Raw genomic sequence first — 24355 nt, forward strand, 5'->3', positions numbered from 1 at the left:
GTCCGCGCGGCGGTTCCCCTCCGCCCGTGGGGAGTTGTTCACTTGTGCTTCGCGTGGACGCTGTGGCGCGGTACGGGCCGGGCTCCCGCACACTGGTCGCACCCGTCAACTGGAGGCGCATTCATGTCGCAACGTCAGCCGAGCCCGTCCCCCCGCCGCCGCAGCGTGCTGCGCGGTTCGCTCGCCGTACCGGCGGCGCTCGCCGTGCCCGCACTGGCCGGGGCGGCTCCCGCGCTCGCGCTCTCGGGACGCCCGAAGGCCGCGTGGGGCGTGCAGGCCGGCGACGTGAGCGCGCACTCCGGACTCGTGTGGGCCCGCTCGGACCGTCCGGCTCGCATGATCGTCGAGACGTCGGCCACCGAGTCGTTCCGCAACCCCCGCCGGTGGCACGGCCCGCTGCTCGGCCCGGACACGGACTTCACCGGGACGGTGCCGCTGCGCGGCCTGCCCGCGGGCGAGCAGATCCACTACCGGGTGCTGCTCACCGACCCCGACGACCCGCGGCGTGCGGGCAAGCCCGTCGAGGGCACGTTCCGCACGGCTCCCCGGAGCCGCAAGGACGACGTGCGCTTCCTGTGGTCGGGCGACATCGCGGGCCAGGGCTGGGGCATCAACCCCGACCGGGGCGGCTTCCGCGTCTACGAGGAGATGCGCAAGCGCAACCCGGACTTCTTCCTGTGCAGCGGCGACAACATCTACGCCGACAACCCCATCCCGCCGAGCGTCACGCTGCCCGACGGCAGCGTGTGGCGGAACATCACGACGGAGGAGAAGTCGAAGGTCGCCGAGTCCCTGGCGGAGTTCCGCGGCGCGTTCCGCTACAACCTGCTCGACGACAACGTCAGACGGTTCAACGCCCAGGTGCCGTCCATCGTCCAGTGGGACGACCACGAGGTGCGCAACAACTGGTACCCGGGGCAGATCCTGGACGACGCCCGGTACACCGAGAAGAACGTGGACGTCCTCGCGCGCCGCTCCCTGCGGGCCTTCAGCGAGTACTACCCCATCTCCACCCTGCCGCCGGGCGACGAGGACGGCCGGGTGTACCGGGTGCAGCGGCACGGCCCGCTCCTGGACGTGTTCGTGCTCGACATGCGCACCCACCGCAACGCCAACTCGCCCAACGCTCAGCCCGACGACGCCACAGGAATCCTCGGCGCCCGCCAGCTGGCGTGGCTCAAGCGCGAGCTGTCCCGCTCCCGGGCCGTGTGGAAGGTCATCGCCTCCGACATGCCGCTGGGCATCGTCGTGCCCGACGGCCGGACGAACTTCGAGGCCGTGGCGCAGGGCGACCCCGGCGCACCGCTGGGCCGCGAGCTCCAGATCGCCGACCTGCTGCGCCACATCAAGCACCGCAGGATCACGGGCACACTGTGGCTGACGGCCGACGTGCACTACACCTCCGCGCAGCACTACGACCCGTCGCGTGCGGCGTTCAAGGACTTCGCGCCGTTCTGGGAGTTCGTGTCCGGGCCGCTCGCCGCGGGCGGTTTCCCCGCCACGAAGCTCGACGCGACGTTCGGTCCCGAGCAGAAGTTCCTCAAGGCCCCGAGCCGGGCCAACACCTCGCCGGCCGAGACCCCGCAGTACTTCGGCGAGGTCGACATCGACGGCGGCAGCGGCGAGCTGACGGTGCGGCTGCGGCAGGAGGGCGGCGGCGTGCTGTTCACCCAGGTCCTTCAGCCGGGCCGGGTGGGCCAGTAGCGTCCCCAGCGGACGGGGGCGAATCGCCGCCAAAGGGGCAGATGACCTCTTAACCCATCAGTCACAGAGCGTTCGTGATCACGAAACACCGGTCCAGCACAGTGAACGTATGAGAGCTGACATGTCTGACGTGACACGGACCAAGCACGGCCGCCCCGTCCACCACTGGCGGCGCGACGTGGTGGAGCTGGCGGCCCTGTTCACCGCCGTCGCGGTGGCCGACGCCGTGGCGAACATGGTGGGGCACGGCCCCGACGGACCCGCCCTGCTGCTCGTGTCGGCCGTGGTGCTGCTCGCCACGGCCGGCTTCCACATCTGGTGGGCACGGCGCCACAACCACGCGCCGCCCCCGGCGCACGATACCGTCGCCCGGCCGCCCGCCGACGCGGAGCAGGCCGGGCGCACGACGACCGCACCCCCGGCCGCGGAGCCGGCGCGGCCGAGCGCCGACACCACCCTGTGGCGCATGCGGACGACCGTGCGGGACGAGCCGGGTTCGCTGGCCTCGCTCTGCGTGGCCCTCGCCGACCACCGCATCGACATCCTCAGCCTCCAGGCCCACCCGCTGGCCGAGGGCACCGTCGACGAGTTCCTGCTGCGCGCGCCCGCCGAGCTGTCCGCCGCCGGGATCACGCGGTCGATCGCCGGGGCGGGCGGCGCGGGCACCTGGATCGAGCGCGCCGACGCCCACGACCTGGTGGACGCGCCCACCCGCCTCCTCGGTCTCGCCACCCGCACCGCGCTCGACGCGGCCGAACTCCCCCTGGCGCTGCGCCAGCTGCTGGGCCGCTGCACCATCCGCTCGCTGCCCGCCGCGTCCCGGCCGAAGCCCCGACAGGACGAGGGCACGCCGGACGGCACCCCGGTCGACGGCGTGCTCGAAGGGACCGTGCTGCGGCTGAACGGTCCCGACGGCGAGGTCATCACCGTCGAGCGGCCCTATCTGCCGTTCACGCCCACGGAGTTCGCCCGCGCCCGCGCCCTCGTGGAGCTCGACACGCGGCTCGGCCCCCGCATCCCCCGCAACCAGGACGTCCTGACCCTCCCGGAGGGCAACTCGATCACCGTCCAGCGAGCCGACACGACGGACGTCGAGGCCGCCAAGGCCATGCACGAGCGCTGCTCGCGGCGCACCCTGGACATGCGCTACCACGGCCCCGTGCACGACGCCGACCGCTATCTGAACCACCTGCTCAGCCCCCGGTTCGGCCGCACTCTCGCGGTGCGGACCGCGTCCGGGCGGATCGTCGGCATCGGCCACCTCCTCTGGGACGGCGACGAGACCGAGGTGGCGCTGCTCGTCGAGGACGACTGGCAGCGCCGGGGCATCGGCAGCCAGTTGCTCGGCCGCCTGGTGACGATGGCGGTCGAGGCGGGCTGCGAGAGCGTGTACGCGGTGACGCGGGCGTCCAACACCGGCATGGTGGCCGCGATGCGCGGGCTCGGCCTGCCGCTCGACTACCAGATCGAGGAGGGCACGCTGGTGATCACGGCGCGTCTGGACACCGCGCCGGTCAGCTCCCCGTTGCCGCACGACCACGCGCGGCGCCCCTGAGGCCCTCCGAGCCTGTGTCGGTGGCCACCGGCGCGGGGATGGTGACCGGGACGGGGCCGAGCGCCCGGTCCAGGTCGCGCCACAGGTCCTCGACGTCCTCCAGGCCGCACGACATCCGCAGCAGCCGGTCGCTCACGCCGGCCGAGCGCCGGTCCTCGGCGTCCACCACGCGGTGGCTGATGGACGCGGGGTACTGGATGAGCGAGTCGACGCTGCCGAGGCTGACCGCCGGCGTGATCAGCCGTACGCCGCCGATCACCGCGTGCGGGTCGCCGCGCACCTCGAAGGCGACCATGGCGCCGCCGAGGCGCGGATAGTGGACGCGGTCCACGCGCGGGTCGGCGGCGAGGCGGCGCGCCAGTTCCGCGGCGCTCGCCGAAGCGGCCCGCACCCGCACCGGCAGCGTGGCCAGACCGCGCAGCAGCAGGTATCCGGCGAGGGGGTGCAGCACCCCGCCCGTGGCGAACCGCACCTGGCGCAGCCCCCGCGCGAGCTCCTCGTCGCACGCGACCACTCCCCCGAGGACGTCGCCGTGCCCGCCCAGGTACTTCGTGGCGCTGTGCAGCACGAGCCGGGCGCCGCTCTCGGCGGGCCGCTGGAGCACCGGCGTCGCGAAGGTGTTGTCGGCGAGCAGCGGCACCGTGCCGCAGGCGCGGGCGACCTCGGCCAGGTCGAGTTCGGCGAGGGTGGGGTTGGCGGGCGACTCGACCATGACCAGGCCGGTGTCGGGGCGGATGGCGTCGGCGATGCCCTCCGGGTCCACCCAGCTCACCTCGGTGCCGACCAGGCCCGCGGAGAGCAGGTGGTCGCTGCACCCGTACAAGGGCCGGACGGCCACGACGTGGCGCAGGCGCGCCGATCCTCGTACGAGAAGCACCGCGGTCAGGGCCGCCATGCCGCTTGCGAACGCGACCGCGCTCTCGGTGCCTTCGAGCCGGGCCAGGGCGGTCTCGAAGCGGGCGACGGTGGGGTTGCCGAGCCGGGCGTAGACGGGCGGTCCGTCGTCGACGACGCCTTCGGCGGCGAAGGCGTCGATGCGGGCGGCCTCCGCCCGGCTGTCCCGGGAGGGATAGGTCGTGGAGAGGTCGATCGGCGGGGCGTGCAGACCCATTTCGGCCAGATCGTCCCGTCCCGCGTGGACGGCCTCGGTGGCCAGCGCACGCGGTGGTGACGTACGGGCGGCGGAGGGCTCGTGCGGTGCTTTCCCGGTGTTCGCTTCCATGCGGCACAGGCTGAACAACAACCGGGTGTCGCGGCCCATGTCCCGTGCTACGTTCGGCCGATGGCCGATTCTGTCGCACTGGACCCGGTGGACCTCCACATCCTGCGTCTGTTGCAGAACGACGCCCGGACCACCTACCGTGACCTCGCCGCGCAGGTCGGCGTCGCCCCGTCCACCTGTCTCGACCGCGTGACGCGGCTGCGGCGGTCGGGGGTGATTCTCGGACACCAGCTGCGGCTGGACCCGGCGAAGCTCGGCCGCGGGGTCGAGGCGCTCCTCTCCGTGCAGGTGCGGCCGCACCGCCGGGATCTCGTGGGCCCCTTCGTGGAGCGCGTGCGGGCGCTGCCCGAGTCCCTGTCCCTGTTCCACCTCACGGGTCCCGAGGACTTCCTGGTGCACGTGGCGGTGGCCGGTCCGGCGGATCTCCAGCGGCTCGTCCTCGACGAGTTCACCGCGCGGCGCGAAGTCGCACGCGTCGAGACCCGGTTGATCTTCCAGCAGTGGTCGTGCGGTCCTCTGCTGCCGCCCGACGCCCCGCGGGATCCACCGGGCGAATCATGGTGACGCGCACCCGTTCCTCGTATGAGGATGTCCGCATGTCAGCCACGAAGAACCCGCATCCGAACACCGGACCCCTGCCCCGCGCCGTCGCCGACGCGTACGTCGACGAACTCATCGCCCTCGACCCCATCACAGGCACCTACCTCGGCGTGAAGGAGAGCAACAGCAAGCTCCCCGACACCTCCCCCGAGGGCCAGGAGGCGCTGGCGCGGCTGGCACGCACGACCCTGGCACGGCTGGACGAGGCCGAGGCGCGGCCCGGCGCGGAGAGCGACGCCGAGCGCCGCTGCGGCCGCCTGCTGCGGGAGCGCCTCACCGCGCAGCTGGCCGTGCACGAGGCCGGGGAAGGCCTGCGCGCCGTCGGCAACCTGCACACGATGCCGCACCAGGTGCGGGAGATCTTCACCGTGTCCCCCATGGACACGGAGGAGGACTGGGCCGCGATCGCCGAGCGCCTGCGTGCCGTACCGGCCGCCCTGGAGGGCTACCGCGCCTCGCTCGAACTGGGCCTGGAACGCAAGCTGTTCGGGGCGCCGCGCCCCACCGACACCTTCATCGGGCAGCTCACCGAGTGGGCGGGTCACGCCGGCGGCGCGAGCGGCCGCGGCTGGTTCGAGGAGTTCGCGGCCGCGGGCCCCGACAAGCTGCGCACCGACCTGGACGCCGCGGCGCTCGGCGCCACCGAGTCCGTCGTGGCGCTGCGCGACTGGATGCGGGACGTCTACGCGCCCGCGATCGAGGGCTCCCCCGACACCGTGGGCCGCGAGCGCTACGCCCGCCTGTCCCGCGAGTGCAACGGCACGGATCTGGACCTCGACGAGGCGTACGCGTACGGCTGGTCGGAGTTCCACCGACTGCTCGCCGAGATGCGGACCGAGGCCGAGAAGATCCTGCCCGGCGCGGCCACTCCGTGGGTGGCGCTCGCCCACCTGGACGAGCACGGGGCGCACATCGAGGGCGTCGACGAGGTCCGGGTCTGGTTGCAGGAGCTGATGGACGAGGCCATCGACGCCCTGGACGGCACCCACTTCGAACTCGCCGAGCGGGTGCGGAGGGTGGAGTCCCACATCGCGCCGCCCGGCGGGGCCGCCGCGCCCTACTACACGGCCCCGTCCGAGGACTTCTCCCGCCCCGGCCGCACCTGGCTGCCGACGATGGGCGAAACCCGCTTCCCGGTCTACGACCTCGTTTCGACCTGGTACCACGAGGGCGTGCCGGGCCACCACCTCCAGCTCGCCCAGTGGGCGCACGTCGCGGAGAACCTCTCCCGCTACCAGGCGACCGTCGGCATCGTCAGCGCCAACGCCGAGGGCTGGGCGCTGTACGCGGAGCGGCTCATGGACGAGCTGGGCTTCCTGACCGACCCGGAGCGCAGGCTCGGCTATCTGGACGCGCAGATGATGCGGGCGCTGCGGGTCATCGTCGACATCGGCATGCACCTGGAACTGGAGATCCCCGCGGACTCCCCCTTCCACCCGGGTGAGCGCTGGACGCCCGACCTCGCCCAGGAGTTCTACGACGCGCACTCCGGCCGCCCCACGGACTACGTGGCGAGCGAGATGACCCGTTACCTCACCATCCCGGGCCAGGCCATCGGCTACAAGCTGGGCGAGCGCGCCTGGCTGCTCGGCCGGGAGAACGCGCGGCGGCGGCACGGCGACGCGTTCGACGCCAAGGCGTGGCACATGGCCGCGCTGTCGCAGGGCTCCCTCGGCCTCGACGACCTGGTGGCCGAACTGTCACGGCTGTGAGCACCGCGTTCCTCTTCCCGTCCGACCCCCTGCGTGCCGCGCGGCCCGACCCCGAGTTCACCCCGGAGGTCGCGGCCGCGCGCACGGCCGGCGCCGAGGTCGCCCTCGTCGACCACGACGCGCTGCTCGCCGGCGACACGGCTCGCGCCGTCGGACGGGTGCCGCGCGGGTCGGGGCCGTACTGGTACCGGGGGTGGATGGTCCCGGTCGCGCGCTACGAAGAGCTGGAGCGGGCTCTCGCGGCGCGCGGCTGCGCCCTCCTCACGGGGTCCGGCGCGTACGGTCGCGCGCACGAACTGCCCGGTTGGTACGCCACGTTGGAGCGGTCCGCACTCACGCCGCGCAGCGTCTGGTGCGCGGCGGCTCCGGGCGAGCCGCCCTCGGCCGAGCGGCTCACGGAGCTCGTGGCGCCGCTCGGCCCCGGCCCGGGGATCGTCAAGGACTACGTGAAGTCCCGCAAGCACGAGTGGGACGAGGCGTGCTTCGTACCCGAACTGGCGGACCGCGCACGGCTGTCCGCGGTGGTCGACCGGTTCTTCGCGCTACAGGAGGAGACGCTCGCGGGCGGCTTGGTGGTGCGCGCCTACGAGCCGTTCGTCGCGGGAGGCGAGGCCCGCGTGTGGTGGCTGGACGGAGAGGTGCTGCTCGTGACCGCGCATCCGGACACCCCGGACGCACCGGACACCCCGGGCGCACCGGACCGGGCCCCCGCGCCCGACCTCGACGCTGTGCGCGGGGTGGTGGCGGCGCTGGGCTGCCGGTTCGTGACCACGGACCTCGCGCCGCACTCGGACGGCCGGTGGCGGGTCGTGGAGGTGGGCGACGGGCAGGTCAGCGGGTTGCCGCGGGGGGTCGGGGGCGCGACGGCGGTCGAGGCGCTGTATGCGGGGCTGGCGGGGGCGGTGGTGGGTTCGGCCTAGCACACCCCACCCGGCCCAGGCCGGCCCGGCCTGTCAGCGGCGGAAGCCGCCCTCCGAGTCGATCACCTGCCCGGTGATCCACTCGGCCTCGTCCGTGGCGAGCCACGCGATGAGCCGGGCCGGGTCGTCCGGCATGCCCCACCGCCCCGCCGGGAACCGCGCGGCGATCGCGTCGTACGCCTCACCGGTGAGGTAGTCCGTGTCCACGGGACCGGGGTTGACGCAGTTCACGGTGGTGGCGAGGTCGGCGAGCGCGGTGGCGAGCGTGCGGGTCGCCGACGCCAGCGCGCCCTTTTGCAGGCTGTACGCGATCTCGTCCGGCATGCCGCCCGCGATGTCCTGCCCCGACGTCATCATCACGACGCGGCCGCCAGGGGCACGGTCCGGCAACCGCGCACGCAGCCGGGCGTACGCCTGGACGAGGAGGATCACGGACCGGGTGTCGACCGCCCAGTGCGCGTCGAGCATCGCCGCGTCGATCGCGTCGAGCGGTCCGTCGCTGCCGCTCAGCGCGTGGTTGGCGACGAGGATGTCGATCCGGCCGCCGAGCGCTTCGGCGGCCGTGTCGATCAGACGGGCCGGTGCGTCGGTCTCCGAGAAGTCGCCCGGCCCCGCGTGGACCGGCGCGTCCGGGTCGCCGAGCGCTTCGCGCACCCCGGCGACGACGGCCTCCGGGCGATCGGCGCCCCAGGGCATCGCCGCGTCGTGCGGGACGTGGTGGTGCAGATAGACCCCGGCACCGTACGCGGCGAGCCGCCGGGCGACGGCGTATCCGATACCGCCGCGCCGGCTGGCCCCGGTGACGAGCGCGGTGCGGCCGCGCAACGGGAGCGGATCACGGCGGAGTTGTGCGGGTGAGGGCTGCGGCAGTTGAGGCATGACAGACCATGGTGGACTCGTGGGGCACCGACGCGCACGCGGATTCTCCACGCCGCGAAGCGGGGCACCGGCTCGCGGGGCCACGGGGCACACGACGTACGGCGCACGGCGCATGCGACCTGGACGGACGTGCGCGACCCGTCAGCAGCCGCAGTCGTCGGCGTCGACCGGCGCGGTGAGCGCGTCGGGAGCCTGCTGCTCGCGGCCCTCCCACGTCTCGTACGCGAAGCCCTCGCGCGCCCAGTACTCGAAGCCGCCCAGCATCTCCTTGACCTGGAAGCCGAGTTGGGCGAGGGCGAGAGCCGCGCGGGTGGCGCCGTTGCAGCCGGGCCCCCAGCAGTAGGTGACAACGGGCACCGACTTGTCGAGGAGCGCCTCGGCCTGCTCGGGGATGAGGGCGGTCGGCAGGTGGACGGCACCCGGGATGTGCCCCTGGTCCCAGGAGGCGGTGGAGCGGGTGTCGATCACCACGAACCCCGGGTCGCCGTCGGCGGCGAGGGCGGAGGCCACGTCGGACACGTCGGCGTGGAAGGCGAGGCTGGCGCCGAAGTACGCGGCGGCTGCCGCGGGTGAGGCGGGCGGCACGCGCAGGACCGGGTTCTCCCCCGGGTCGCCACCCGGGTTTACCGAGACGGACGAAGGGGCGCTGAGCTGCGTGTTCGTGTTGTTCATGGCGAAAAATCTACGGGTGACGGCCGGAACTCTGAAGCACAGAACCCCGGCGTTCCGGCGGTGCCGCCGTCGAATCCCCGGCACATCGCGGGTACGGCGCGGGGTTTCACGGGATCGCCGCACGTACCGGGACAACAGGGTTGTCGCGAAAGGGCGTTGCCAGGGCCGCAGCCCCTGCGCCAACAATGGTCCGGACCAGAACTCGGTTTGATCATGCAGTGGGACGCAAGCCCACCCACGACACACCCGTGACACACCCACGACACCGCGGTCGACGCCGAGCGCCCCCAACTCGGCACCACACAGAAGCCCCTCCCGCCTCTTGCGCCGCACATGACTCGTCTGCCAGATTCACCCCTGCCGAACATGGCATGCACGCGACAGAAGAACCCGCCTTCCGAGCGTGCCCTCGGGCTGCATACCTATGCGGCTCTGTCCTCATCCAGGACGCTGCACCCCCACACAATGGAGACGAACATGCGTATATCCAGACTCGTCCCCGCGCTCGCGGCCACCGCCCTCGCCGTTCTGGGGCTCGCCCCCACGGCAGCGGCCCAGACCGCCGCCCGCGCGGACGCCCCCGCCGTGACGTCCACCAACGGTCCCCAGCCGATCATCGGCGGCGGATACGCCAGCAACGCGCCCTGGGCCGCCAGGCTCTTCTCCAACGGCCGGCAGACCTGTAGCGCCACGATCATCGCCCCCACCTGGATCCTCACCGCGAAGCACTGCGTCAGCGGTGGCGGCCTCTCCTTCCGCATCGGCAGCCTCGACCAGACGTCCGGCGGCACCACGGCCAACGGCATCAGCATCAGGAACCACCCGTCCTCGGACCTGTCCCTGGTCCAGCTGGACCGCTCCGTGGCGGGCACCTACGCGCGCCTCGGCAGCCCGGGCTCCGTGTCGACGGGCCAGACCGTGCAGGTGTACGGCTGGGGGGCCACCTCGCAGTGCGGCTCGGAGATCAACTGCCAGTCCCGGCTCCTGAAGGTCGCCAACGTCGTGGTGACCGGCGGCTGCCGCGACGCCTACCAGGGCCAGGCCATCTGCGCCCGGCGCGGCGACGGCATCACCGCGGGCGGTGACTCGGGCGGCCCGATGATGGCCAACGGCGTACAGGTCGGCGTCGCCTCCACCAGTGACCGCCAGACCACGACGGCGTACACGAACGTGACGGCGTACCGCTCCTGGATCCAGAGCATCGCGGGCGTCTGACACCCGCACCTGACCCCGTACCCGCATTCGCATCCGGGGGCAAACAATCCCCGGCCGCCTCTTGAACGGCCGGGGATTTCCCTGTTACCTCTCGGGGATGACCGGATATTCCACGGACGCCACCGACTGGCGCATACTCGACGTCCTCCAGCGGGAGGGCCGCGCCAGCTACGCCGAGTTGGCGCGCGCCGTCTCGATGTCCGCGAGCGCCGTGACCGAACGCGTGCGGCGCATGGAGGAGGCGGGCGTGATCCAGGGGTACGCGGCGGTGGTGGACCCGGACCGTCTCGGCCTGCCGATCCTCGCGTTCGTGCGGCTCCGCTACCCGAACGGAAACTACAAGCCCTTCCACGACCTGGTCGAGGCGACCCCGGAGATCCTGGAGGCGCACCACGTCACGGGCGACGACTGCTTCGTCATCAAGGTCGCGGCCCGCTCGATGCAGCACCTGGAAGAGGTGTCGGGCAGGATCGGCGCACTCGGCTCGGTGACGACCAGCGTCGTCTACTCCTCCCCGCTGCCCCGCAGACCACTGGGCCGCTGACGGCGACGGGGAGCCGGGTCCGACTGCCCGTCACCTGCCTTCTCAGCACCGGGAGGTCGCATCCGGCCGCCCGTCACCTGCCTTCTCGGCACCGGGAGGAGAGCGTGGTAGCGTCGCTCTCTTCTCCGGCCCGGCCGGACGGAGTCCAGTCAGGCACCCCATGACCGACCCGCACCAGCGCCTCCAGAACGCCCTCGACGCCCTGGACGTCGCCTTCGCCCCGCTCTCCGACCTGCCGTTCCCGGTGAGCGGCTGCACCTACTGCTACGCCGAGTCCGACCTCGAAGCCGTCGCGGGCCCCGCGCACCTCGTGCCGGAGGACCTGATCCCGCACGTCGCCCACGAAACACCGGACCACTGGGACGACTTCCCCGGTCTCTACCGCAGGCTGACACCGCGCATCGTGCGTGCGCTGACCGAGGGCCGGCTCCTCCACGACATGGTCGCCTCCCGCTTCCTCGCCGCGGGCTGGCGGGGGTGGCCCGTGCCCGAGCGAGCGGCGCTCGAGGAGGTCTGGCACGCCTGGTGGCGCTCGGCCCTGCACACCCACCCCGGCACCACGAACATCCCCGACCTGCTGGAGACCCTCGCGGTCACCACGGGCACCCTCACCCCCTGGCTGACCGAGTGGGCGGCAACCCGCACCGAGGCCTCCGACCGCCACCTCGCGGACGCCCTCGACACCTGGCTCATCGAGGACGACATCGCCGACCTCCAACTCGGCTTCTACGACGAGGTGTACGCCGCACCCGAACTGCTCCGGTGGCTCTGCTCCCTGGAGAGGGGACGCGTCAACGCGGCCCAGCTCAGGGAAATAGAGCGCATCATCGTGTGCGGCTGAAGCGAGCCCCCCCCGGCCAGCCGCCGGGACCAAAGTCCCTCGCAAGGGACTTTGGTCCTCTTCCATATCTAAATCCGATAAACACCGTTCACGCCGCCTGCGGCATATGGCACAGTTCTTCAAGATCATCTCGGCGCACAAGCTTCCTCCCAGTTCCCTGCGCCGACGCATGGAGAACGTCGCACCGGAAGGGCACCGTGGGAGCAGCCGCAGGCATCGAACGGGTCACTGGTACGCAGGACCTAGCCGTCCAGCCACCACGGAGGGCGGTGCCCGTACGCTCGTCACGCTCAAGGACGAGAACGCCCCCACCGAGCAGCGTTTCGACCTCCAGATGCCGACCGGGACGCGCCTGGCCGCCAACGACAGCGGCGGCTACGACATCTTCCAGGACAGCGGCCGGGGGCTCCACCGAGCTCAAGGGCTCCATCTCGGCACCTTGGGCCAAGGACGCCAACGGGAAGGACGTCGCCACCAGCTGCAAGCTGGAAGATCGCTCTGGGAGGCGGACTCGCCGCCACCATCATCGCGTCGATACCCGCCGGGTTCACCACCGCCGCCGGCATCACCGTTGCCGCGATCACCACGATGGCCAACATCGCTCAGCCCGACAAGAAGTGCCTGAAGATCAAGAGCTACGGGAAGCCCGGCGAGTACCCGGGCAAGCAGGGCGACAGCTACTGCCGCTGACATCCCTGCGGAGAAAGGTGCATACCGATGACGTTCCTCTGGCTCGCGCTCATCGCCGTCTTCGTCCTCGTCGAGATCTGGCTGACGAAGCGTTCCCACCGCCGGTCCGCATGGCGCACGCTCAACGGCGACCGCGTCGCCCTGACCGTCGGCACCGCATGGTGCGCCATCGCTGTCGCCGCCTCGTGGGCCGATGACTCCGACCCCGTCGGAGGCCTGCTCTTCGGTGGCCTGACAGGCACCGTCGTTGCCTGCGTCATCGCCACGGCACGACGCAAGAGCGCACACCTGCGCGACAAGAAGAACGCCTCCTACTGACTGCCGGATACGGTGGCATGCTGTACACCTGCACAGTCGCGAAGCTTCCGGCGAAGATCGCGAGTGTCACCAACATGGCGTGCGGCGCGACATCGCTGAACGGCCTCAGAGCAAGGCGAGTAAGAAGAAGTGCTGACAGGTCACCTTTACGAAGGCTCTTCCCGCATCCAACGCACACCCTGGTGGCTCAATCTGATTGCGCTGGCAATCGCGATCGGCCCCTGCCTGGCGCTCGACCTCCCCTGGTACGTCGCCGCCGTCGCGGCGTTGCTCACCGGAACCATCGCCGACCGGGCCTGGGCGACGATCAATCGCCGCCGAGGCGGCCAGAACAGCTAGGCCGTGCCCTAGGAGTCGATGCCCCGCCTGACTGGCTGCCCTGGAACGTTACGTGCGGCCAGGCCGCGGTCGCGAACCAGGCGGGATAGTCCGCATCTGGTTCGATGACGATGTCACTCGTTGATCGCTGCTGCCTGAACGCCCGCCAGATATCGCACGGCTGACTTGTCGAGCCATGTGTACGCGATCTGAGACCTCACCCGCCACCCCGCTGCCTCACCACCGACCCCGCCCGCCCCTTAACGACCTCCAACTGCGCGTGCACCCTTCGCCGCAGGTCAGCGACGTGACTGACGATGCCCACGCTGCGGTCCCGCTCGCGCAGGGAGTCCAGGACGTCCAAGACCTCGTCCAGGGTCTGATCGTCCAGGCTGCCGAAGCCCTCGTCGATGAAGAGGGTGTCCAGTCGGACACCGCCCGCCTCGTCCGTGACCACGTCCGCGAGGCCCAGGGCGAGGGCGAGTGAGGCGAAGAACGTCTCGCCGCCCGAGAGGGTCGACGTGTCGCGTTCGCGGCCCGTCCAGGCGTCGACGACGTGCAGGCCGAGGCCCGAACGGCCGCGGCCCGTGCGGTCGTCGGAGTGCACGAGGGTGTAGCGCCCGGACGACATGCGTCGTAGCCGTACGGTCGCGGCCGCGGCCACCTGTTCCAGGCGGGCGGCGAGCACGTACGACTCCAGGCGCATGCGGCGTTCGTTGTCCGCCGAGGTGCCCGCGGTGAGTCCGGCGAGCCGGGCCACCCGGTCGTACGCGGCCCGCAGAGGGCCCAGTTCGCGCACCGTGGTGAGCGAGCGGGCGGAGAGCCGGTCCAGTTCGGTGCAGCGCCGTGCGGCGGCGTCCCGTGCGGAGGCGGCGTCCCGCAGGCGTCGGGCCGCCGCCTCGGCCGCGGCCTGCGCGGCCGCGAGGTCGGCGGGCGGCTGCTGTGCGGCGGCGGCCGTGTCCGGCTCGGCGAGGACGGAGCGCACCGCGGCCTCTTCGTTCCGCCAGGCGTCGATGCGGTGCTGGACCTCGCGGTACCGGGCGTCGTCGAGCAGGGCGGCCGCCGCCGCTGTCGGCGTGTCGAACCCGGCGCGGAAGGCCGCGTCGGCGAGTCGCGCGTCGGCGTCCTTCAGGCGCGCGGCGGTGTCGTCGGCGGTGCGGGCGGCGTCGGCGGCGTCGGTGAGCAGCGCGGCCTGCCGCTCCAGCTGGGCGGCGCGTGCGGCGACGCTCTCCGCGGCGCCCCGCGCGCGGGTCAACTCCTCCTGCAACGCCAGCTGTTCGCGCTCCAGGGCGTCGCGCAGCGTCGCACGGGACGCGGCGCGCCGGGCGGCCTCCTGTTGCTCGGCGAGCCTGCGGTCGTACTCGCGCTCGGCCTGTGCCAGCGCCTCCCTCGCGGCGTGCAGCCCGGAGGCGCGGTCCCGGGCCTCCGTGTACGCCTGTCGCAACTGGTCGACAGCCGCGGCGAGTTCGTGAGCCGTGGGCTGGACGTCGGGGGCCGCTTCCTTAACGTCAGCCTTCCCGTCGGCGGTCGTCCCCCCATCCGGTTCCGTCACCGGGCCGCCCCTGGCGGCCGCGGTCGCCGCCGCCAGGGATTCCCGTACGTCACCGAGAGCGCGCTCGGCGGCAGCGCGGGCCTCGTCCGCGCGGCGGTGCTCGGCGAGGGCGGCCTCCTCGGTGTGGCGGTCCACGTGCCCGGCGGTCTTCCGGGCGGGGGCGGGGTGCTCGGTGGCGCCGCACACCGCGCAGGGTGCGCCGTCGGTCAGGTGCGCGGCCAGTTCGGCGGCGATGCCGGTGAGGCGTTGTTCCTTGAGGGCGAGCCAGTGTTCGTGCGCGGCGGTGGCGGACTCGCGGGCGGTGAGGGCACGGTCCCGTGCCTCCGCCGCGTCCTGGGCGAGCCGGTCGCGGCGGCGGGCCGCGTCGAGGCGGGCCTGGGCCGGTTCGAGCCGGCCCGCGAGGCGCTCGGCGCGGGTGGCGGCTTCCTGGGCGGACTCGATGCGCTCCTGGAGCGCCGCCCGGGTCGCCTCCCAGCCGTCGAACCAGCCGGACGCGTCCTGGAGCAGCTCGTCGTCGGCCCGCTCCTGGCGGTCCAGCGTCGCGCGTTCCGCGGTGATCTCGGCGGTCCGCCGCTCGGCGCGCCTGGCCGATGTGAGGCCGCCCAGCTCCTCGGCCGCTGTGCGCGCGGCGGCGGCGAGGCCCGCGGCGCCGGCGGAGGCGAACGTGTCGGGCAGCAGGCCACGCGCGCGTGCCTCCGCTTCCGTGGCGCGCCGGTGCTCGGCTTCGACGGTCTCGCGCAGGTCGAGCGCGGGAGCGACGGTCTCGGCCTTGCGGGCCTGTCGCAGCCGCTCTTCGAGGTCGCGCTGTTCGTCCACGCGCGCGTGGAGCTGCGCGGCGCGTGACTGCGCTTCGGCGAACCGGCCCTGGAGCCGGGCCAGTTCGCGTACGTCACCGAGCCTGCGCTCCGCGGCCGCCTGGGCGGATTCGGCGGCCGTGAGGGCGCAGTCCGCGACGGTGAGGCGCTCCCGCGCGCTCGTGCGGGCGACGGCCGCCCAGGTGAGGACGGCGTCCGCGAGACCCGGGTCGCCGGGCGCGAGGTCGGGCAGGGGCAGTTCGGCATGCCGGCCGCCGTCGTCCGCGGCCTGCTGCATGCGGTGCGCGTCGGCGAGGAGCGCGGCGTCCCCGTCCTTGACCTCGGCCTCGGTGGTGCGCCGCTGCTCGGCGAGCCGCTGCTCCACGGCGGCGAACCTGCGCGTGTCGAAGAGCCGTCCGAGCAGCTTGCCCCGCGCCTCGGCGTCGGCGCGCAGGAACCGGGCGAAGTCTCCTTGGGGCAGGAGCACGACCTGGCAGAACTGCTCCTTGCTCATGCCGAGGAGCTGGGTGATCTCCTCGCCGATCTCCTGGTGGGACCGGCTCAGGTCCTTCCAGGTGCCGGGGGCCGCCGCGGCGTCGTACTCGCGCAGCCAGCTCTGTGCCTTCTCCGTGGTGGTGCCCGTGCCGCGCTTCTTGGGGCGCGCCCACGGGGGCTGGCGGGTGATCTCCAGGCGGCGTCCGGCGACGGTGAGTTCGAGGCAGACTTCTGTGCGCGTGCCCTGCTGGGCGTGGTCGCTGCGCAGTGTCATGCCCTGTCCGCTGCCCTGCCGGGCGCCCGGCACCGAGCCGTAGAGGGCATAGCAGACGGCGTCCAGGACGGAGGTCTTGCCGGCGCCGGTCGGGCCGTGCAGCAGGAAGAGTCCGGCGGCGCTGAGGTCGTCGAAGTCGATGTCCTGGGTGGTGCCGAAGGGCCCGAAGGCGGTGATGCGGAGCCGGTGGAGCCTCATCGGGCGACCTCGCGCAGTGTGGCGTCGGTGCGGACCGCGTCGAACGCCGAACGCAGTACTTCCTGTTCCTCCTCGTCGGGCCCCGCGCCGCGCACATGGGTCACGAAGTCCTCGGCGACCTGCTGGTCGCTGCGGCCCCTCAGGCGCTGGGCGTACGAGACGTCCGGGTCGTCAGGGGCCCGGTCCGGGGCGAAGACGAGGCTGAGGGTGTGCGGGAACCGCTCGCAGAGGCGGGCCATCGGGTCGTCGGGGCGGACCGCGTCGGTGAGGGTGGCCTCGACCCACGCCTCTTCGTGGCGGGCGAGACAGGGGTCGGCGAGCAGGTCGTCGAGAGTGCCCCTGATGCGGGCGAGCGGGCGCGGCACGGGGCAGTCGACGCGCTCGGCGTCGATGTCCCCCTCGGGGCCGAGGTCGACGAGCCACATGCTCTTGCGGTGGTCGGCTTCGGAGAAGGAGTACGGCAAGGGGGAGCCCGAGTAGCGCACACGCGGGGAGAGGGTCTGGCTGCCGTGCAGGTGGCCGAGGGCGGCGTAGTCCACGCCGTCGAAGACTCCTGCGGGCACGGCGGCGACCCCGCCGACCGTGATGTCCCGCTCGCTCTCGCTGGCCTGGCCGCCGCTGACGAAGGCGTGGGCGAGGACGACGGAGCGGGTGCCCGGCGCTCGGGCGGCCAGGTCGGCGCGCACCCGGTCCATGGCGGCACCGAGGACCGCCTCGTGCCCCGCCTTGGCCACGGCGAAGGTGTCCTTGACGAGCGCGGGTTCGAGATAGGGCAGGCCGTAGAACGCCACGTCTCCGTGGCGGTCGGTGAGGATCACGGGCTCCGCGCAGGCGGCCGGGTCGGTGCGCAGGTGGATGCCGGCGCGGTCGATGAGGCCCGCGCCGACGCCGAGGCGGCGCGCCGAGTCGTGGTTCCCGGAGATCATGACCGTCGGCACGCCGAGCTCCGCGAGCCGGTGCAGGGCGTCGTCGAAGAGCTCGACGGCGGCGAGCGGCGGCACCGCCCTGTCGTACACGTCCCCGGCCACCACGACGGCGTCCACGTCACGCTCGCGCACGGTCGCCAGCAGATGACCGATGAACGCGGCCTGGGCGTCGAGCATGTTCACGCGGTGGAACGATCGCCCCAGATGCCAGTCGGACGTGTGCAGAAGCCTCATGATTCCCGAGACTATCGGGCGGGTCGGACATCACGGGTGGCCACTCCGGCAACTCTCCTTGACCGGGCCCGTCAGGCGTCTCCGTACGCCTCTCCGCCGAGCTCCAGGACCGCGCTGCCCGCGGTGGCGTCGGCCAGCCAGCCGCGGAAGGCGTCCACGTCGGCGTCGGGCAGGCCGATCTCGATCGTGACGGCGTCGCCGTAGCGCACGTCGCGCACCTCGCGGCCCGCCGCCCGCAGGTCGTTCTGCACCTTGCCCGCGCGCTGGTGGTCGACGGTGACGGTGGCGAGGCGGAAGCGGCGGCGGGTGACGGTGCCGAGGGAGTCCAGCGCCTCGCCGACGGCCCCTCCGTAGGCGCGGATGAGACCGCCCGCGCCGAGCTTGACCCCTCCGTAGTAGCGGGTCACGACCGCCGCGACGTACCGCATGTCGCGGCGCATCAGCATCTGGAGCATCGGGACGCCCGCGGTGCCGCCGGGCTCGCCGTCGTCGCTCGCCTTCTGCACGGCGGCGTCGGCCCCGATGACGTACGCGAAACAGTTGTGGCTGGCGGCCGGGTGTTCCTTGCGGACGCGCGCGACGAAGTCCTGGGCCTCCCGCTCAGTGGCCGCGGGTGCCAGGGCGCACAGGAAGCGCGAGCGGTTGATCTCGGTCTCGTGCACGCCCTCGCGGGCCACTGTGCGGTATTCGTCCTGCATCACGCCAGCGTAGGCGCTCCTCGGGGGCCGGCCGCGCCGGGAGGGGCGCCGGGTGGCGTAGGCCACAGCACGCGCTGCCGTGCGGGCCGCCCCGGTACCGTGATCCCTCGTGACGTCACCTTCGACAACCGTGCCCCAAGTCCCGGACCCGACGGGCCCCTTGGCATCCCTGCTCACCGGCGTGCCCGTCACCGTCGTCGAGACCCACGACGACCCGGCGGACGCCGTCCTCTTCCCCGAGGAGGAGGCGGTCGTCGCGAACGCGGTGGCCAAGCGCCGCAACGAGTTCACCACCGTGCGGCACTGCGCCCGCACCGCGCTGGCCCGGATCGGGGTGCCGCCCGCGCCGATCCTGCCGGGGCACCGGGGCGCGCCCGGCTGGCCGGCCGGTGTCGTCGGCAGCATGACGCACTGCGCCGGGTACCGCGCGGCGGTCGTGGCCCGCGCGGACGAGGTGACCTCGCTCGGCATCGACGCGGAGCCCGGCGAGCCGCTGCGCGATCCGGACGTCCTGAACCTGGTGGCCGACGAGACGGAGCGTGCCGCGGTGGCCGCTCTCGGCTCCCGCCACCCCGCCACGCCCTGGGACCGGCTGCTCTTCAGCGCGAAGGAGTCCGTCTACAAGACGTGGTTCCCGCTGACCGGGCGGTGGCTCGGTTTCGAGGAGGCGCGGGTGGAGCTGGTGCCGGACGGCACGTTCACCGCGCGGCTGCTGGTCGAGGGGCCCGTGGTGGCGGGCGTCGAGCTGAAGGTGTTCTCGGGTCAGTGGGTGGTGCGGGACGGGATCGCGGCCACGGCCATCGTGCTGCGCTGAGACCTCGGGAAGTCAGCGCCCACCCGCGGCACCCGCGGCCTCGCCTTCGTCCCCGTCCCCGTCCCGGTCCCCGTCGGCGAGGGTCTGCCAGAACAGCTCCTCGTACTGCCCCAGCAGGCGACCGTAGCGCAGGTGCGCCGTCGTGACCCGGCCCCGGTCGAGGCCGGCCTGCACCGCGACGAGCGCCTGCCGGTCGAGGTCCGGCGCGGGCTCCGCGAAGAAGTCGAAGAACCCGCATGCCTCGTCGCCGAATCCGTAGTGGTCGCGCAGCGCGCGGGCGACGGTGGCGCAACAGGCGCCCCAGACCGCGAAGTTGGCGGTGAGCGCGAGGACGACGTCGGCCGGTTCGCCGTTCAGGGCGAGCCACGCCACGTACGCGGGGTAGGCCTGGCAGCCCGCCTGTGGTTCGTACGTCGCCGCCTCGTTCCTGCTCACCCCGCAGGCGTCGAGCAGCGGCGCGAGGCGTTCCCTGGCGAGGCTCTCGCCGTCGGCGAGGGCGTCGAAGAAGGCAGCGGATTCGAGGTCCTTGGCCTCGGCGGCCCGCCTGGTCAGGTGCTGGAAGGAGCGCCGGTCGGCGGGGATGACGTGCCGCTGCTCCAGTGCGAGGGCGGCGATCGTCCGGGCCCGCGCCCGGCCGTCGGCGATGCGCGGCACGAGGGGGTTGGCGGCCGGGTCGGAGGCCAGGCGGGCGGCCGTGGTCCGCAGGAGCTCATGTGCCGTCGGAGTCATCACACGCACCTTCCGCTGGGCGGGAACTTCTCGGCCGGACTGCTAGTTTCTACAGTGTTGTAGAAATCGGCGGGGGCCCGGACCTGCGCGCAGCGTACCGGGACCGCGTCGGACACCCCTGATTCATCGATACGTTTATGGAGTTCCCCCATGGCCCTGTGGGACCGCGTCAAGGAATCCGCATCGACGATGCAGACGCAGTTGCTGGCGAAGAAGAACGACCTCAAGAGCGGCGCCTTCCGCGACGCCAGCATGGCGATGTGCGCCCTGGTGGCGGCCGCCGACGGCACCGTGGACCCGTCCGAGCGGCAGCGCGTCGCCCAGCTCATCGGCACGAACGAGGTGTTGCAGAACTTCCCCGCGGACGACCTGCGCCGCCGCTTCGACGCGTACGTGGACAAGCTGACCGCGGACTTCGCGTTCGGCAAGGTCAGCGTGCTCCAGGAGGTCGCCAAGGCGAAGAAGAAGCCCGCGGAGGCCCGCGCGGTGATCCAGATAGGCATCGTGATCGGCGGCGCCGACGGCGACTTCGACAAGGACGAGCAGGGCGTGGTGCGCGAGGCGTGCTTCGCGCTCGACCTGCCGCCGCACGAGTTCGACCTCTAGAACTCAAGCCCGCTGCTCACACCTGCCGGACCCGCCCCGCGATCGGCCCGCTCACCGCGTCGAGACCCCCTGGCCAGGGACTCAAAGCGGCGTGGCCGCCCGCAGGATGAGGACCATCGTCACGGCGGAGTTCGCCGAGGACATCGCGGACACGGCGGTGCCGACCGCCGCGGACCACAGCGCGAGCCCCACCGCCGTGAACACGGAAGGCCGGGTGCGGGCGGACGGCGCCGGGGCGAGGAGCGCGGCGACGCGGCGCGGCACCGGTCCCGGCGCCGCGAGACCCGCGAGGGTCGGCGCGGGCACGCCCCGGGACACCATGGCCGCCTTGCCGATCGCGCGGGCGACGGCCCGCCGGTCGCGCACGGCGCCGGCCGCCGCCTCGTCGGCCCATCGCTCGGCGGCGTAGGCCACGGAGGTGCGCAGCGGCCGCAGGAAGGGGTTGGCGCGGGCCGCGAGCTGCGTGACGAGCAGGTGCCGGTGGTGCCGTGCGGAGAGGTGGGCGCGTTCATGGGCGAAGAGCGCGCGGCGCTCGGCGGACGCGAGCCGGGACAGCATGCCGGTGGTGACCACCACCCGGCCACCGGCGCGGGTCGGCAGGGCGTAGGCGTACGAAGCCTCGTCGGTGAGCACGGCGACCGAGCCGCCGCGCAGCCCTTCGAGGGCGCGGCGCCCCCTGCGGCGTACCCGCGCGTGCCGCCACAGCGTGCGCGCGCACGCCGCGCACACGGCGAGCAGCGCGGGGATCGCGACCTTCCCCGCGACCTCGTCGTAGGGGACGGCCGCCCGCACCTCGGGGTCGGACCAGCCGTCGGGCAGCGGGTTGCCCGGGAGTTGGGCCGTGCCGACGACCATCAGGAGCGCCAGACAGAGCGTGCTGCACACGGCCATCACCCCGGCGACGGCGGTGAGCAGGCGGGTCGCGGTGCGCGGGTGGAGGTGCTGCTCGGCGAGGCGGGCGATCGGCCACGCGGTCAGCGGCAGCACGAGGGGCAGGAAGACGAAGACGCCCATCAGTGGAGAACTCCCGGGCGTCAGTCGTCGGCCTCGGCGCCCGCCTGTCCGAGCAGGCCGCGCAGGAGCTCTTCGTCGTCGGGCGTGAGCGTCGTGACGAAGCTGGCGAGCACGGCCTCGCGGTCACTCTCGCCGTCGAGCACCTTGCGCATGCGGAAGGCGGCGAGCCCGGCCTCGTCCGACGCGGGCAGCCACGCGAACGACCGGCCCGCGCGCTCGCGGGTGACCACGTCCTTCGCGAGGAGGCGGGTCAGGATCGTCATGACGGTGGTGTACGCGAGGTCGCCGCCGATCCGCTCCTGCACCCAGGCGGCGCTGACGGGTCCGCGCGCGGCATGCAGCGCGGCGAGGACCTGCGACTCCAGTTCGCCCTGCGCGCGGCGGCGCAGTCGCGGCTGCCGCTCGCCCGGCCCCTCGTGCTCGTCGGCATGCGTCATGCCCGCGATCCCTCCTGCCTCTGTGTGCTCCACGGCGGACGGGGAGCGCCCTATCGTAACGGGCACCTCCGCACCACTCACTTCTACACTGCTGTAGATTTAAGAACGCCGGCTAGTAACTGATCGCAGAACTCGGACCGTAGGAGGACATCGTGGGAGTTTCCCTGGCCAAGGGCGGCAACGTCTCGCTCAGCAAGGAGGCGCCGGGCCTCACCGCCGTACTGGTCGGCCTGGGCTGGGATGTACGCACCACCACCGGCACGGACTACGACCTCGACGCCAGCGCGCTGCTCTGCGACGACTCCGGCAAGGTCGTCTCCGACCAGCACTTCGTCTTCTACAACAACCTGACGAGCCCGGACGGCTCGGTCGAGCACACCGGCGACAACCTCACCGGCGAGGGCGAGGGCGACGACGAGGCCGTGAAGGTGAATCTCGCGCAGGTGCCCGCCGACATCTCGAAGATCGTTTTCCCGGTGTCGATCCACGACGCCGAGAACCGCGGCCAGAGCTTCGGCCAGGTCCGCAACGCGTTCATCCGCGTGGTGAACCAGGCGGACGGCGTGGAGATCGCCCGCTACGACCTGTCGGAGGACGCCTCCACCGAGACCGCCATGGTCTTCGGCGAGCTCTACCGCCACGGCGCCGAGTGGAAATTCCGTGCGGTCGGCCAGGGTTATGCCAGTGGGCTGCGCGGCATCGCGACAGACTTCGGCGTGAACGTCTGACAGTTTCGAGGAGGCAGGTCATGTACGGCGACCAGGAGACGGTGCGCAGGATCCTGACGGAGCTCGGCGACACCTGGGCCGTCGTGGGCCTGTCCAACAACCGCGACCGGGCGGCGTACGGCGTCGCGGCCGTCCTTCAGCGCTTCGGCAAGCGCGTCGTGCCGATCCACCCCAAGGCGGAGACGGTCCACGGCGAGCAGGGATACGCGTCCCTGGCCGCCGTGCCGTTCCCGATCGACGTGGTGGACGTCTTCGTCAACAGCGAGCTGGCGGGCCGGGTCGCCGACGACGCGGTGGCCGCCGGCGCGCGGGCCGTCTGGTTCCAGCTCGGCGTGGTCGACGAGGCGGCGTACGACAGGACGCGCGCGGCGGGCCTGGACATGGTCATGAACCGCTGCCCCGCCATCGAGATCCCGCAGCTGGGCTAGGAGGTCCCGCGGCTGGGCCAGGAAGTCCCGCGGCTGGGCGAGGGCTGCCCGGCGGCACCTTCAGAACGGCTGGTCGGGCCAGTCCAGCAGGCGGGCGCCGATCACCGCGGTCTGGAGGGTGTAGCGGTGCACGGGGTCGGCCGGGTTGGCGCCGGTGAGCTTGTGTATGCGCTCCAGGCGGTACGTCAGTGCCCGCACGCTCAAGGAGAGGCGGCGGGCGGCCTCCGCCGCGACACAGCCCGCGTCGAAGAACGCGGCGAGCGTGTCGATGAGCGGCTGCGCTCCGCCCCGGGCCTGCCGCAGCGGGCCGAGCGTATGGACCACCAGGTCGGCCATGGCCTGCCGGTCGCGGGTCAGCACGGGGTAGACGAGCAGATCGGCGGCGTGCAGCACGGGCTCGTCGAGTTCCAGGCGTTCAGCCAGGTCGAGGGCGTTGAGCGCTTCCTCGTACGACTGGACGACACCGCCCGGGCCCGGCTGCGAGCGGCCGATGACGACCCGGCCGCCCTCGACGGCGGCGTACGCGTGCTTGGCGAAGAAGGCGAGGACCTCGCCCTGGTCGCCGGGGGCGATGCACACCATTCGGCCGTCCTTGGTGGTGACCAGGATGCTGCGGTCGCCGAACCGGCCGATGAGGGCGCGCTCGACCTCGCGGGGCACGGCGTCCCCCTCCTCGTACGCGCTCGCCCCCTGGGCGACGGCGACCGCGTGTTCGTAGGAGAGGCGCAGCCCGAAGCGTTCGGCGCGCTCGGCGAGCAGGCCCAGGTCGCTGCGTCCGTGCAGGAGGTCGTCGATGAACTCCCGCCGTGCTGCCTCCTCCTGACGGACCGCGAGGCGCTGCGCGCGTTCGTACCCCTCGGCGAACGCGTCCACGGCCTGCTCGACGGCGGCCAGCGCACTGTCCGTGGAGACCGTCCGCGCGGCGGGCCAGTGCTCGCGGGCCGCCGCCAGGTGCGCGCCCACCAGGGCCCGCAGCCCGAGCCCGGCATCGGCCGCCCGCTCCCCCAACGCCCGCCGGGAGTCCAGCTCGTCGCGGTTCAGCCTGCGCCCGGTCGCGGCCGCGGCGGCCAGAATGCGGGCATAGCCGTCGAGGTACTCGCCGGGTACGCCGTACCCCTCCACGCCTGCTCCGTCCGCCATGCCCGCCCCGATGCCGTGGTGAACCGCTGCCACCGTACTGAATGATTTGATGCCTTTTTAACGCATACGGAGTCGGTGGAGACCGACCGGGTCGCGGC

24 protein-coding genes are annotated in these 24355 nt (G+C 72.8%); 14 read left to right on the forward strand and 10 right to left on the reverse strand.

What is annotated here, in order from left to right:
• Window positions 1-123 precede the first annotated feature (123 nt).
• Together ACZ4Z4_RS33220 and ACZ4Z4_RS33225 are read left to right on the forward strand one after the other, a co-directional pair.
• Window positions 124-1704, forward strand: coding sequence for an alkaline phosphatase D family protein (locus ACZ4Z4_RS33220; RefSeq protein ID WP_468335757.1), 1581 nt, complete (start codon window positions 124-126; stop codon window positions 1702-1704).
• A gap of 121 nt (window positions 1705-1825) precedes the next feature.
• On the forward strand, window positions 1826-3259 hold the full coding sequence (locus ACZ4Z4_RS33225) for a GNAT family N-acetyltransferase (RefSeq protein WP_468335760.1): 1434 nt from the start codon (window positions 1826-1828) through the stop codon (window positions 3257-3259).
• On the opposite strand, the gene ACZ4Z4_RS33230 is transcribed toward ACZ4Z4_RS33225, so the two are convergent.
• On the reverse strand, window positions 3219-4481 hold the full coding sequence (locus ACZ4Z4_RS33230) for a trans-sulfuration enzyme family protein (protein ID WP_468335763.1): 1263 nt from the start codon (window positions 4479-4481) through the stop codon (window positions 3219-3221). The genes ACZ4Z4_RS33225 and ACZ4Z4_RS33230 overlap by 41 nt on opposite strands.
• A 60-nt stretch (window positions 4482-4541) precedes the next feature.
• On the opposite strand from ACZ4Z4_RS33230, the gene ACZ4Z4_RS33235 reads away from it, so the two are divergent.
• The 3 genes from ACZ4Z4_RS33235 to ACZ4Z4_RS33245 are packed head-to-tail and all read left to right on the forward strand — an operon-like array spanning window position 4542 to window position 7713.
• The gene (locus tag ACZ4Z4_RS33235) at window positions 4542-5045 is read left to right on the forward strand and encodes an Lrp/AsnC family transcriptional regulator (RefSeq protein ID WP_468335766.1); all 504 of its coding nucleotides are present in this window, start codon (window positions 4542-4544) and stop codon (window positions 5043-5045) included.
• A gap of 32 nt (window positions 5046-5077) precedes the next feature.
• On the forward strand, window positions 5078-6793 hold the full coding sequence (locus ACZ4Z4_RS33240; RefSeq protein ID WP_468335769.1) for a DUF885 domain-containing protein: 1716 nt from the start codon (window positions 5078-5080) through the stop codon (window positions 6791-6793).
• Window positions 6790-7713, forward strand: a complete 924-nt coding sequence (locus ACZ4Z4_RS33245; protein WP_468335772.1) for an ATP-grasp domain-containing protein — start codon at window positions 6790-6792, stop codon at window positions 7711-7713. Before ACZ4Z4_RS33240 ends, ACZ4Z4_RS33245 begins: the two co-directional genes overlap by 4 nt.
• A 33-nt stretch (window positions 7714-7746) precedes the next feature.
• On the opposite strand, the gene ACZ4Z4_RS33250 is transcribed toward ACZ4Z4_RS33245, so the two are convergent.
• A complete protein-coding gene (locus tag ACZ4Z4_RS33250; protein WP_468335775.1) occupies window positions 7747-8592 on the reverse strand; it encodes an SDR family oxidoreductase in 846 nt (281 codons plus the stop codon).
• Window positions 8593-8733: 141 nt separating this feature from the next.
• Complete coding sequence (locus ACZ4Z4_RS33255; protein WP_468335778.1) at window positions 8734-9264, reverse strand: rhodanese-like domain-containing protein; 531 nt, start codon at window positions 9262-9264, stop codon at window positions 8734-8736.
• Window positions 9265-9741: 477 nt separating this feature from the next.
• Between ACZ4Z4_RS33255 and ACZ4Z4_RS33260 the strand changes: the two genes are divergently transcribed.
• The 5 genes from ACZ4Z4_RS33260 (at window position 9742) to ACZ4Z4_RS33280 (ending at window position 13211) form a co-directional block, all read left to right on the forward strand.
• Window positions 9742-10479, forward strand: coding sequence for a S1 family peptidase (locus ACZ4Z4_RS33260; protein ID WP_468335781.1), 738 nt, complete (start codon window positions 9742-9744; stop codon window positions 10477-10479).
• A gap of 97 nt (window positions 10480-10576) precedes the next feature.
• Entirely contained in the window at window positions 10577-11023 is a 447-nt protein-coding gene (locus ACZ4Z4_RS33265; protein ID WP_468335785.1) for an Lrp/AsnC family transcriptional regulator, read from the forward strand.
• A 160-nt stretch (window positions 11024-11183) separates the two neighbouring features.
• Window positions 11184-11864 (forward strand): hypothetical protein, encoded by a 681-nt coding sequence (locus ACZ4Z4_RS33270; protein WP_468335788.1) that lies wholly within the window; start codon window positions 11184-11186, stop codon window positions 11862-11864.
• Window positions 11865-12581: 717 nt separating this feature from the next.
• Window positions 12582-12872 carry a hypothetical protein gene (locus tag ACZ4Z4_RS33275; RefSeq protein WP_468335790.1) on the forward strand — a complete coding sequence of 97 codons (291 nt, stop codon included), beginning with the start codon at window positions 12582-12584 and terminating at the stop codon, window positions 12870-12872.
• Between the two features lie 129 nt (window positions 12873-13001).
• The gene (locus tag ACZ4Z4_RS33280; protein ID WP_468335793.1) at window positions 13002-13211 is read left to right on the forward strand and encodes a hypothetical protein; all 210 of its coding nucleotides are present in this window, start codon (window positions 13002-13004) and stop codon (window positions 13209-13211) included.
• Window positions 13212-13407: 196 nt separating this feature from the next.
• Here the strand turns inward: ACZ4Z4_RS33280 and ACZ4Z4_RS33285 are convergent, their stop codons facing one another.
• The 3 genes from ACZ4Z4_RS33285 to ACZ4Z4_RS33295 all read right to left on the reverse strand — a co-directional run bounded on the left by ACZ4Z4_RS33285 (window position 13408) and on the right by ACZ4Z4_RS33295 (window position 18361).
• Window positions 13408-16503 (reverse strand): AAA family ATPase, encoded by a 3096-nt coding sequence (locus tag ACZ4Z4_RS33285; RefSeq protein WP_468335796.1) that lies wholly within the window; start codon window positions 16501-16503, stop codon window positions 13408-13410.
• Entirely contained in the window at window positions 16500-17663 is a 1164-nt protein-coding gene (locus ACZ4Z4_RS33290) for an exonuclease SbcCD subunit D (protein ID WP_468335801.1), read from the reverse strand. The genes ACZ4Z4_RS33285 and ACZ4Z4_RS33290 overlap by 4 nt, the downstream gene beginning before the upstream one ends.
• 71 nt (window positions 17664-17734) lie before the next feature.
• Window positions 17735-18361 carry a YigZ family protein gene (locus tag ACZ4Z4_RS33295; protein WP_468335805.1) on the reverse strand — a complete coding sequence of 209 codons (627 nt, stop codon included), beginning with the start codon at window positions 18359-18361 and terminating at the stop codon, window positions 17735-17737.
• 130 nt (window positions 18362-18491) lie between these two features.
• Here ACZ4Z4_RS33295 and ACZ4Z4_RS33300 point away from each other — a divergent pair, with 130 nt between their 5' ends.
• A complete protein-coding gene (locus ACZ4Z4_RS33300) occupies window positions 18492-19175 on the forward strand; it encodes a 4'-phosphopantetheinyl transferase family protein (RefSeq protein ID WP_468335809.1) in 684 nt (227 codons plus the stop codon).
• Window positions 19176-19187: 12 nt separating this feature from the next.
• Here the strand turns inward: ACZ4Z4_RS33300 and ACZ4Z4_RS33305 are convergent, their stop codons facing one another.
• Window positions 19188-19904: a thiaminase II/PqqC family protein gene (locus ACZ4Z4_RS33305; RefSeq protein ID WP_468335813.1), complete on the reverse strand. Its 717-nt coding sequence runs from the start codon at window positions 19902-19904 to the stop codon at window positions 19188-19190.
• Between the two features lie 150 nt (window positions 19905-20054).
• Here ACZ4Z4_RS33305 and ACZ4Z4_RS33310 point away from each other — a divergent pair, with 150 nt between their 5' ends.
• Entirely contained in the window at window positions 20055-20510 is a 456-nt protein-coding gene (locus ACZ4Z4_RS33310) for a tellurite resistance TerB family protein (protein ID WP_468335816.1), read from the forward strand.
• 81 nt (window positions 20511-20591) lie between these two features.
• Here ACZ4Z4_RS33310 and ACZ4Z4_RS33315 read toward each other — a convergent pair whose 3' ends face one another.
• The gene (locus ACZ4Z4_RS33315) at window positions 20592-21524 is read right to left on the reverse strand and encodes a M56 family metallopeptidase (RefSeq protein ID WP_468335821.1); all 933 of its coding nucleotides are present in this window, start codon (window positions 21522-21524) and stop codon (window positions 20592-20594) included.
• A gap of 20 nt (window positions 21525-21544) precedes the next feature.
• Window positions 21545-21961, reverse strand: a complete 417-nt coding sequence (locus ACZ4Z4_RS33320) for a BlaI/MecI/CopY family transcriptional regulator (RefSeq protein ID WP_468335825.1) — start codon at window positions 21959-21961, stop codon at window positions 21545-21547.
• Window positions 21962-22113: 152 nt separating this feature from the next.
• On the opposite strand from ACZ4Z4_RS33320, the gene ACZ4Z4_RS33325 reads away from it, so the two are divergent.
• Both ACZ4Z4_RS33325 and ACZ4Z4_RS33330 read left to right on the forward strand, forming a co-directional pair.
• On the forward strand, window positions 22114-22689 hold the full coding sequence (locus ACZ4Z4_RS33325) for a TerD family protein (protein ID WP_362988564.1): 576 nt from the start codon (window positions 22114-22116) through the stop codon (window positions 22687-22689).
• A gap of 20 nt (window positions 22690-22709) precedes the next feature.
• Window positions 22710-23117, forward strand: coding sequence for a CoA-binding protein (locus ACZ4Z4_RS33330; protein WP_468335831.1), 408 nt, complete (start codon window positions 22710-22712; stop codon window positions 23115-23117).
• Window positions 23118-23177: 60 nt separating this feature from the next.
• Here ACZ4Z4_RS33330 and ACZ4Z4_RS33335 read toward each other — a convergent pair whose 3' ends face one another.
• A complete protein-coding gene (locus ACZ4Z4_RS33335; protein WP_468336239.1) occupies window positions 23178-24257 on the reverse strand; it encodes a PucR family transcriptional regulator in 1080 nt (359 codons plus the stop codon).
• Window positions 24258-24355 lie beyond the last annotated feature (98 nt).

The sequence above is a fragment of the Streptomyces sp. NPDC030245 genome (assembly GCF_055572995.1).

Coding starts and splice junctions, on each gene's coding strand:
- ACZ4Z4_RS33220 (WP_468335757.1), top strand. CDS start 124: ATGTCGCAACGTCAGCCGAGCCCGTCCCCCCGCCGCCGCAGCGTGCTG.
- ACZ4Z4_RS33225 (WP_468335760.1), top strand. CDS start 1,826: ATGTCTGACGTGACACGGACCAAGCACGGCCGCCCCGTCCACCACTGG.
- ACZ4Z4_RS33230 (WP_468335763.1), bottom strand. CDS start 4,481: ATGGAAGCGAACACCGGGAAAGCACCGCACGAGCCCTCCGCCGCCCGT.
- ACZ4Z4_RS33235 (WP_468335766.1), top strand. CDS start 4,542: ATGGCCGATTCTGTCGCACTGGACCCGGTGGACCTCCACATCCTGCGT.
- ACZ4Z4_RS33240 (WP_468335769.1), top strand. CDS start 5,078: ATGTCAGCCACGAAGAACCCGCATCCGAACACCGGACCCCTGCCCCGC.
- ACZ4Z4_RS33250 (WP_468335775.1), bottom strand. CDS start 8,592: ATGCCTCAACTGCCGCAGCCCTCACCCGCACAACTCCGCCGTGATCCG.
- ACZ4Z4_RS33255 (WP_468335778.1), bottom strand. CDS start 9,264: ATGAACAACACGAACACGCAGCTCAGCGCCCCTTCGTCCGTCTCGGTA.
- ACZ4Z4_RS33260 (WP_468335781.1), top strand. CDS start 9,742: ATGCGTATATCCAGACTCGTCCCCGCGCTCGCGGCCACCGCCCTCGCC.
- ACZ4Z4_RS33265 (WP_468335785.1), top strand. CDS start 10,577: ATGACCGGATATTCCACGGACGCCACCGACTGGCGCATACTCGACGTC.
- ACZ4Z4_RS33270 (WP_468335788.1), top strand. CDS start 11,184: ATGACCGACCCGCACCAGCGCCTCCAGAACGCCCTCGACGCCCTGGAC.
- ACZ4Z4_RS33275 (WP_468335790.1), top strand. CDS start 12,582: ATGACGTTCCTCTGGCTCGCGCTCATCGCCGTCTTCGTCCTCGTCGAG.
- ACZ4Z4_RS33285 (WP_468335796.1), bottom strand. CDS start 16,503: ATGAGGCTCCACCGGCTCCGCATCACCGCCTTCGGGCCCTTCGGCACC.
- ACZ4Z4_RS33290 (WP_468335801.1), bottom strand. CDS start 17,663: ATGAGGCTTCTGCACACGTCCGACTGGCATCTGGGGCGATCGTTCCAC.
- ACZ4Z4_RS33295 (WP_468335805.1), bottom strand. CDS start 18,361: ATGCAGGACGAATACCGCACAGTGGCCCGCGAGGGCGTGCACGAGACC.
- ACZ4Z4_RS33305 (WP_468335813.1), bottom strand. CDS start 19,904: ATGACTCCGACGGCACATGAGCTCCTGCGGACCACGGCCGCCCGCCTG.
- ACZ4Z4_RS33310 (WP_468335816.1), top strand. CDS start 20,055: ATGGCCCTGTGGGACCGCGTCAAGGAATCCGCATCGACGATGCAGACG.
- ACZ4Z4_RS33315 (WP_468335821.1), bottom strand. CDS start 21,524: ATGGGCGTCTTCGTCTTCCTGCCCCTCGTGCTGCCGCTGACCGCGTGG.
- ACZ4Z4_RS33320 (WP_468335825.1), bottom strand. CDS start 21,961: ATGACGCATGCCGACGAGCACGAGGGGCCGGGCGAGCGGCAGCCGCGA.
- ACZ4Z4_RS33330 (WP_468335831.1), top strand. CDS start 22,710: ATGTACGGCGACCAGGAGACGGTGCGCAGGATCCTGACGGAGCTCGGC.
- ACZ4Z4_RS33335 (WP_468336239.1), bottom strand. CDS start 24,257: ATGGCGGACGGAGCAGGCGTGGAGGGGTACGGCGTACCCGGCGAGTAC.